5 protein-coding genes are annotated in these 3,631 nt (G+C 64.5%); all 5 read left to right on the top strand.

What is annotated here, in order from left to right; translation table 11 throughout:
* Positions 1–201: 201 nt before the first annotated feature.
* Complete coding sequence (gene xerD, locus QZL67_RS02880) at positions 202–1,089, top strand: site-specific tyrosine recombinase XerD (RefSeq protein WP_022289271.1); 888 nt, start codon at positions 202–204, stop codon at positions 1,087–1,089.
* 211 nt (positions 1,090–1,300) lie between these two features.
* Positions 1,301–1,810, top strand: a complete 510-nt coding sequence (gene ruvC / locus QZL67_RS02875; RefSeq protein WP_022289270.1) for a crossover junction endodeoxyribonuclease RuvC — start codon at positions 1,301–1,303, stop codon at positions 1,808–1,810.
* Positions 1,811–1,822: 12 nt separating this feature from the next.
* Positions 1,823–2,431, top strand: a complete 609-nt coding sequence (ruvA, locus tag QZL67_RS02870; protein ID WP_022289269.1) for a Holliday junction branch migration protein RuvA — start codon at positions 1,823–1,825, stop codon at positions 2,429–2,431.
* A 45-nt stretch (positions 2,432–2,476) separates the two neighbouring features.
* A complete protein-coding gene (locus QZL67_RS02865; protein WP_022289268.1) occupies positions 2,477–2,809 on the top strand; it encodes a DUF6054 family protein in 333 nt (110 codons plus the stop codon).
* Between the two features lie 15 nt (positions 2,810–2,824).
* Positions 2,825–3,631: Holliday junction branch migration DNA helicase RuvB (ruvB, locus tag QZL67_RS02860; protein WP_292919734.1), on the top strand; the 807-nt coding region annotated here is incomplete at its 3' end.

Raw genomic sequence — 3,631 nt, 5'->3', positions numbered from 1 at the left:
GACGCTGGCCAGCCTGTCCCTGGGACGGGGACAGCGCACCGCCCCGGTGGTCTACGGCCGGGTGTGGTGGCTGCGGGCGGGCCTTGCCGCCGCGGTGCTGCTGGCAGGTGTGTGTGCCGATCACGCGCTCTCTCCGGTGCTGCTTCGTCTGGCGCTGGAGCGGGTGCTGTCGTAAAAACAATCGGGAAAGGAGGGAGCGGCGTGGCTTCCGATTCCATTGCTGAATACCGGGCTTACCTGACGGGGGAGCGGCATGCCTCACCCAACACGGTCAGCTCCTATCTGCGGGACGTGACCCAGTTTGCGGAGTATCTGGCGGAGCATGAAAACTGCGAGGTGCAGCTGGCCACTTCCCAGATGATTCAGGAGTACATGGGCTGGATGCAGGGGCAGGGGAAATCCGCCGCCTCCATCACCCGCTTTTTGGCCTCCGTCAAGTCGTTTTATCAGTTCCTGCTCTCCACCGGCGCTGTGGCGGACAACCCTGCCAAGGGAATCACCGCCCAGCGGGTGGAACGGAAATACCCGGAGATCCTCACCTCCAAAGAGGTGGAGCTGTTTTTGGAGCAGCCCCAGTGCGTGGACGCCAAGGGCTACCGGGACCATGCCATGCTGGAGCTGCTCTACGCCACCGGCATCCGGGTCAGCGAGCTGATCTCCCTGGACATGGAGGACCTGAATCTGGCCGCGGGCTTCATCCGCTGCCGGGGCCGGGACCGGGAGCGGATCATCCCCCTCTACCACGCCGCCGTGACGGCCATCCGGGACTACACGAAAGACATCCGCCCCCAGCTCATCGCCGACAGCGAGGAGACGGCGCTGTTCGTCAACATGAACGGCGAGCGGATGAGCCGCCAGGGCTTCTGGAAGATCATCAAGCACTACCAGGAGAAGGCGGGCATCGAAAAGGACATCACCCCCCACACCCTGCGTCACTCCTTTGCCGTCCACCTGCTGGAAAACGGCGCGGACCTGCGGTCCATCCAGGAGATGCTGGGCCATGCGGATATCTCCTCCACCCAGATCTATACCCACGTGGTCAAGCACCAGCTCAAGGACGTCTATCAAAAGGCCCACCCCAGGGCGTGAGAAGGCAGCACGGCAAGAAGCCGTGCTGTTTTTTTGCCCCGGCGTCCGCTGCCCCGCCGCGGGGGAGCGGGGAGGGGAGGCGGCCCCGTCCCGCACTCCCGGATTCCCACAGCCTGCGCGCCTGTCCCTTGGGGACGGGCGCGCGTTTTTGCTGTTGCGTATTGCCGTCAAATTTGTTATACTCAAAAAGAATGTACATCGGGAGGACGGTATGCGCATTTTAGGCATCGATCCCGGCTTTGCCACCATCGGCTTCGGCCTGGTGGAGGCGGAGCGGGCACAAGTGCATATGGTGACCTACGGCGCCATCACCACCCCCGCGGGGCTGCCGCTGTCCAAGCGGCTCTACCAGATCAGCCAGGACATGGAGGAGCTCATCGGCAAGCTGAAGCCCGACGTCATCTCCATCGAGGAGCTGTTCTTCAACACCAACATCACCACCGGCATCGCTGTGGCCCACGGCCGGGGCGTGATCCTCTGCGCCGCGGAAAAGTGCGGCGTGCCCCTGTTCGAGTATACGCCGGGGCAGGTGAAGCTGGCGGTGACCGGCTACGGCAAGGCGGAAAAGCGGCAGGTGATGGACATGACTCGCCGTCTGCTGCACCTGAAGGCCGTCCCCCGGCCGGACGACGCGGCGGACGCCCTGGCCCTGGCGCTGTGCCACGCAAGGAGTTATACTTCACGGCTCCCGAGAACAACGGGCGTGAAAGAGACCATCTGAGGAGACGGGGATATGTTTTACTATCTGGACGGCACGGTGGCGGAAGTGCTGCCGTACCTGGCGGTCATCGACTGCGGCGGCGTGGGATACGCCTGCAAAACCACCAACAACACCCTGGCCCACCTGAAAAAGGGCCAGCGGGGGAAGCTGTACACCTATCTGAACGTAGGGGAGGACGTGTTCGACCTCTACGGCTTTGCCACCCAGAGCGAGCTGAACACCTTCAAGCTGCTCATCGGGGTCTCCGGCGTGGGCCCCAAGGCGGCGCTGGCCATTCTCTCCACCGGCACGCCGGACGCCCTGGCCATGGCCATCATCACCGGGGACGAAAAGACGCTGACGGCGGCGCCTGGCATCGGCAAGAAGATCGCCCAGCGGATCATCCTGGAGCTCAAGGACAAGCTGGCCAAGGAGTCCGCCGCCACGGGACTGGATTTCTCCGGCAGCAGCGGAGCTGTAAGCACAGCGGCCTTTACAAACAAGGCGACAGAGGCGGCTCAGGCCCTGGCGGTGCTGGGATACACCAGCGCTGAGGTGGCCCAGGCCCTCAAGGGCGTGGACGTGGAAAACCTGCCGCTGGAGGAGATCATCCGTCAGAGCCTGAAGAAGATGGTGAAGTGAGGCATCGTCCGCCCGCCGGGCTGCGGGCACGGAAAGGAGCGCACCATGGCAAAATTCGAGCGTACCATCACCGGCGATTTTGACGACGTGCTGGACCGGCTCCACCGGGGGGTCCTGGACGGCAGTTCTTCCGCCAGCTATGAGGACGGCAGCGATTACGCCGCCGGGGACGTGCGGTGCGCCGTCCGGGTCTATGAGCGCTACAGCTGGTCCGGCGGCAACCGGGTGAGCATGAACCTGACGCTGGTGGGCCGGGGGCGGGAGCTGTTCCTCTCCGCCATCACCTCCGGCGGCAGCCAGGCCGTGTTTTTCAAGATCAACACCTGGGGGGAAGAGGCGTTTCTGGACACCCTCCGGGCGGTGGCGGACGGCCTTTGAGAAGGAAGGAAATCCATGAGTATCGATTTTGGAAATGATATTTACGAAGAGCCCATCGTGGCCAAGACCTTCTTGCAGGAGGACGCCCAGGAGGGGTCTCTCCGGCCCAAGACCCTAAGGGAGTACATCGGCCAGGAGAAGGCCAAGGAGAACCTGTCGGTCTTCATCGAGGCCGCCCGGAAGCGGGAGGAGGCACTGGACCACGTGCTGCTCCACGGCCCCCCGGGCCTGGGCAAGACCACTCTGGCGGGCATCATCGCCCAGGAGATGGGGGTGAACATCCGCATCACCTCCGGCCCGGCCATTGAAAAGCCCGGCGACCTGGCAGCGCTTCTCACCAACCTCAGCGAGGGGGATATCCTCTTCGTGGACGAGATTCACCGGCTCAACCGCTCGGTGGAGGAGATCCTCTATCCCGCCATGGAGGACTACGCCCTGGACATCATCGTGGGCAAGGGCCCCAGCGCCAACTCCATCCGGCTGGATCTGCCCAAGTTCACCCTCATCGGGGCTACCACCCGGGCCGGGCAGCTCTCCGCGCCGCTGCGGGACCGGTTCGGCGTGACGCTGCGGCTGGAGCTCTATACCCCGGAGGAACTCAGTGAGATCGTCACCCGCAGCGCCGGGATCCTGAACGTGGACATCGTGCCGGAGGGCGCCTATGAGATCGCCCGCCGCAGCCGGGGCACGCCCCGGATCGCCAACCGGATGCTCCGGCGGGTGCGGGACTTCGCCCAGGTGAAGGCGGACGGCGTCATCACGAAAGAGGTGGCGGACCACGCCCTGTGCGCCCTGGAGATCGACCATCTGGGCCTGGACCCC

This window comes from Oscillibacter sp. CAG:155, assembly GCA_000436875.1.
GTDB lineage: Bacteria > Bacillota > Clostridia > Oscillospirales > Oscillospiraceae > Oscillibacter.
This window is presented reverse-complemented; position numbering and strand designations above follow the sequence as displayed.